The sequence below is a fragment of the Lysobacter sp. Soil_N_23 genome (assembly GCF_057656135.1).
The window spans coordinates 1-3,513 of sequence record NZ_JBDGKY010000043.1; the positions used below are offsets into that span (position 1 = coordinate 1).

General features: G+C 67.8%; 5 protein-coding genes. 1 reads left to right on the plus strand and 4 read right to left on the minus strand.

Features of this window, described 5'->3' with window-relative positions:
• Window positions 1-155 precede the first annotated feature (155 nt).
• Window positions 156-593: a hypothetical protein gene (locus AC3A3X_RS17770; protein WP_487584301.1), complete on the minus strand. Its 438-nt coding sequence runs from the start codon at window positions 591-593 to the stop codon at window positions 156-158.
• 225 nt (window positions 594-818) lie between these two features.
• On the opposite strand from AC3A3X_RS17770, the gene AC3A3X_RS17775 reads away from it, so the two are divergent.
• Window positions 819-2,354 carry a phospholipase D family protein gene (locus tag AC3A3X_RS17775; protein WP_487584302.1) on the plus strand — a complete coding sequence of 512 codons (1,536 nt, stop codon included), beginning with the start codon at window positions 819-821 and terminating at the stop codon, window positions 2,352-2,354.
• On the opposite strand, the gene AC3A3X_RS17780 is transcribed toward AC3A3X_RS17775, so the two are convergent.
• The 3 genes from AC3A3X_RS17780 to AC3A3X_RS17790 all read right to left on the minus strand — a co-directional run bounded on the left by AC3A3X_RS17780 (window position 2,351) and on the right by AC3A3X_RS17790 (window position 3,284).
• Window positions 2,351-2,656, minus strand: a complete 306-nt coding sequence (locus AC3A3X_RS17780; RefSeq protein WP_487584303.1) for an antibiotic biosynthesis monooxygenase — start codon at window positions 2,654-2,656, stop codon at window positions 2,351-2,353. The two genes, AC3A3X_RS17775 and AC3A3X_RS17780, sit on opposite strands and share 4 nt — an antisense overlap.
• A 1-nt stretch (window position 2,657) precedes the next feature.
• A complete protein-coding gene (locus AC3A3X_RS17785) occupies window positions 2,658-2,867 on the minus strand; it encodes a hypothetical protein (RefSeq protein WP_487584304.1) in 210 nt (69 codons plus the stop codon).
• A gap of 207 nt (window positions 2,868-3,074) precedes the next feature.
• Window positions 3,075-3,284: a dodecin gene (locus AC3A3X_RS17790; RefSeq protein WP_158732594.1), complete on the minus strand. Its 210-nt coding sequence runs from the start codon at window positions 3,282-3,284 to the stop codon at window positions 3,075-3,077.
• Between the last annotated feature and the right edge of the window lie 229 nt (window positions 3,285-3,513).

A 3,513-nucleotide genomic window follows, 5' to 3' on the forward strand; every position in this document is an offset into this window, starting at 1 on the left:
CGGACAGGATGTCCGACGAAGGGGCGGAGCAATCCCCGGCCCGGCGGACGACGCCGTTCCGCAGACGCAAGCCCAATAGGCAACAGCAACAGCAACGGCAACAGCAGGTCCCTCACTTCGTTCGGGACGGCAAGCTGCGTTCGGGACGACAGGTGCTACTGCAGGCGCGTTGGCGCTTCCAGGCCGACCGACGGACGCGGCGGCGCGTCCTCCTCGTCACGGCTGCGGCGCTCGTGCTCGAGCGCGGCCAGGTACTCCTCCAGCGTCTGCTCGTGCACGGCGGCTTCACGCGCGGCCGCGGTCAGCAGCGGCGGCGAGGCATGCAGCTCCAGCTCCGTGCCGGCCTGCGCCTGCACGGCGACGACATGCCGCAGCATCGCCAGCGCCATGGCCGCGCTGTCGCTGCTGGCGACCACCTGCCCGGCCAGCACCAGCAGCCACTGGTTGTCGCGCCAGCCGACGCCACCTACGGCATTGCCGTCGCTGTCCAGGAGCTGGGCGTGGGGTTGCAACGACGCGCCAAGGCGGCGGATGGGGCGCTTGGGTTCGTTCTTCCTGCGCACCGCGCGCTTGACCTTGGAATTGCGTGACATGGGGTTCCTTGCTTTGGCCAGACGGTGGGGCGACCAGCTGGCGGATGAGGCGGCCTGCCTTTGAGCGGCGTGCCCTGCGGCCTGCATCGGCATTCTAGGCCCAAGGGCACGGATGCCGCGACGCGGCCCCGACCCGATACGACCCGGCCCGGTGCGCCCCATTGTGCCCCTGCAGACCCTGTGGTATCCGACTGCAACCCAACCGGTGGAACGACCATGGCGCGCATGATCCGGGCTGTCCTGTCGCTGTGCCTGCTGGCCCTGGCCGCCTGCTCCAGCCTGCCCGAACGCCCGGTCCTGCCCGACGCCTTCGCCCCGCCGCCGGCCAGCCAGGGCGAGCTGGCCCTGCGCACGGGACCTGCGGAAACGCGGCACCCCGGCCAGTCCGGCTTCCGCCTGCTCAGCAACGGCACCGAGGCGTATGCCCTGCGCATGTACAGCGCCCAGGTCGCCACCCGCAGCCTCGATATCCAGACCTACATCTGGCACGCCGACCTCACCGGCAAGATGCTCGCCCAGCGCGCCCTGGCCGCGGCCGACCGCGGCGTGCAGGTGCGCATCCTCGTCGACGACATGGACGCGCGGGCCAAGAATGCCGGCTTCGCCGCGCTCGATGCACACGAGAACATCGAGGTCCGGATTTTCAATCCCTTCGTCAGCCGCAGCGGCACCGCCAACCGGATCGGCGAGCTTGGCACCAGCTTCAACCGGCTCAACCACCGCATGCACAACAAGAGCTGGATCGCCGACAACCGCGTCGCCGTGGTCGGCGGGCGCAACCTCGGCGACGAGTACTTCAACGCCAGCGCCGAGAGCAACTTCGTCGACCTCGACCTGGCCATGGTCGGCCCGGTGGTGCGCCAGGTCAGTGGCAGCTTCGACCGCTACTGGAACGCGACCAGCAACTACCCGATCGTCACGATCAGCCCCGACGCGGTGACGCCCGAAGCATTGGCGAAACTGCGCGGCATCCTGCAGGGCACGCCGGCCGAACTGGCCGCCAGTCCCTATGCCACGGTGCTGCGCGAAGACCCGGACGTGCAGCGCATGCTCGTAGGGGGCACGCGCCTGCACTGGACCGCGGACTGGACGTTCGCCAGCGACGACCCGCTGAAGCTCAATCTCAAAGGCAGCGAAAGCGCCATGGAGCGCTCGGCCGTCCTGTCGACGCTGACCCCTGCGATCCGTGCCGCGCAGCGCGAACTGCACCTGATCTCGCCGTACTTCGTGCCCGGTCCTGTCGCCACGCAATCGCTGGTCACCTCGGCCATCGCCGGCACCGACGTGCGCGTGCTGACCAACTCCCTCGCCGCTACCGACGTCGCCGCCGTGCATGGCGGCTACTCGCGCTATCGCGAGGACCTGGTAGACGGCGGCGTGAAGGTGTGGGAACTCAAGCCGACCAGCGACGCCGGTTCGCGCTTCAGCCTGCGCGGCTCGTCCGGATCGAGCCTGCACACCAAGGCGGCGATCATGGATGGGCGCCAGGTGTTCGTCGGCTCCTACAACCTCGACCCGCGCTCGACCTCGATCAATACCGAGCAGGGCGTGCTGGTGGCGCATCCGGCACTGGCGCAGGAACTCGAACGCATCTTCGATGAGCAGTTGCAGGGCAGTCGCGCCTGGCGGGTCGAGCGGGTGGACGGCAAGCTGCAATGGAGCGACGGCACGAAGACCTTCACGCGCGATCCGGAGGCCAGCGGAATGCGCCGTTTCCAGGCCTGGCTGATGAAGGTGCTGCCGCTGCAGTCGCAGCTCTAGCCGGCCGTATCGACTTCGTAATGGACAACGTCCTGCTCGAATTCGAGCAGGAAGCGATCGTCTTCCGGGTAGTACTTCGCCTTGGTCACGTCGCTGCCGGCGAAGGCCCCGATCGCCGCCAGCGACTGCCAATGCGTCAGGATCAGGAAGTGCGCGAGCCTGCCGTCGACACGGTGCATCAGGCTGACCGACAGGTTGCCCGGCGTGGCGCGGTAGTCGGGCACGGCGCGCTGGCGCAGGAACGCCAGGTACTCGTCGGCGTCCTCGCGCAGCGTGATGCCGTGCCACAGTCGCGCGATCATGTCAGCGCGGCATCATCAGTTCATTGAGCAGCACGGCCAGCGCGCCGAGACGGAACGCACTGCGTCCCTGCTGGCGCTGGCTGCCATCGCGCGGCGCGGCCAGGCCGTCCGGCGAGGCCTGTGCATCGTCGCCGCCCTGCGCCAGCGACACCGCCAGTTCCGGGTTCTGGATATAACCGTGCTGGAACAGCAAACCGGTGTAGATGTTCATGGCCAAGTCCTTGTTGCCTTGAGTGGAAGGCAACGTTAGACCCGGGCGAATCAGCAAAAAAGCGATTGTTTGGCAAGCCTGTTTTGAATCTGATTCAAGTCTCGGCTGTCGACTGCGGCCGGGCGGGCACCCGCAAACCGCCCCGACCTGCAAGGAAGCCAGCGAAACCGTTGGATTGCTTCGGCGCAGCAGACAGCCGCGCGCCGATCATCCCTCGAGCGTGAAGCCGATCTTGATGGTGACCTGCCAGTGCGCGACCTTGCCGTCCTCGACATGACCGCGGGTTTCCAGCACCTGGAACCAGCCGATGTTCCGCACCGTGCCCGAGGCACGCTCGATCGCCTTGCGGATGGCGTCGTCGCAGCTGGTCTTCGACGAGCCGGTCAGCTCGAGGGACTTGTAGACGTGCTCGCTCATGGCCTGGGTCTCCGTAGTGGAAGGACAACGCCAATCCCGCGTCGGCCGAACCCACGGCGCGGGTGTGGCCGATCATAGCGCCGCCCGGCCGCGTCCCGTTGATGCGCCTTCACGTCAGCGGCGCCATCAGCGGATCCAGCCGATGGCGTGTGGGGGGAGGAGGTGGGGTGTATTCCGCGAACCTCCGCTTCGCTCCGTTAACTGTTCGCGAAATACACCCCACCCCCTC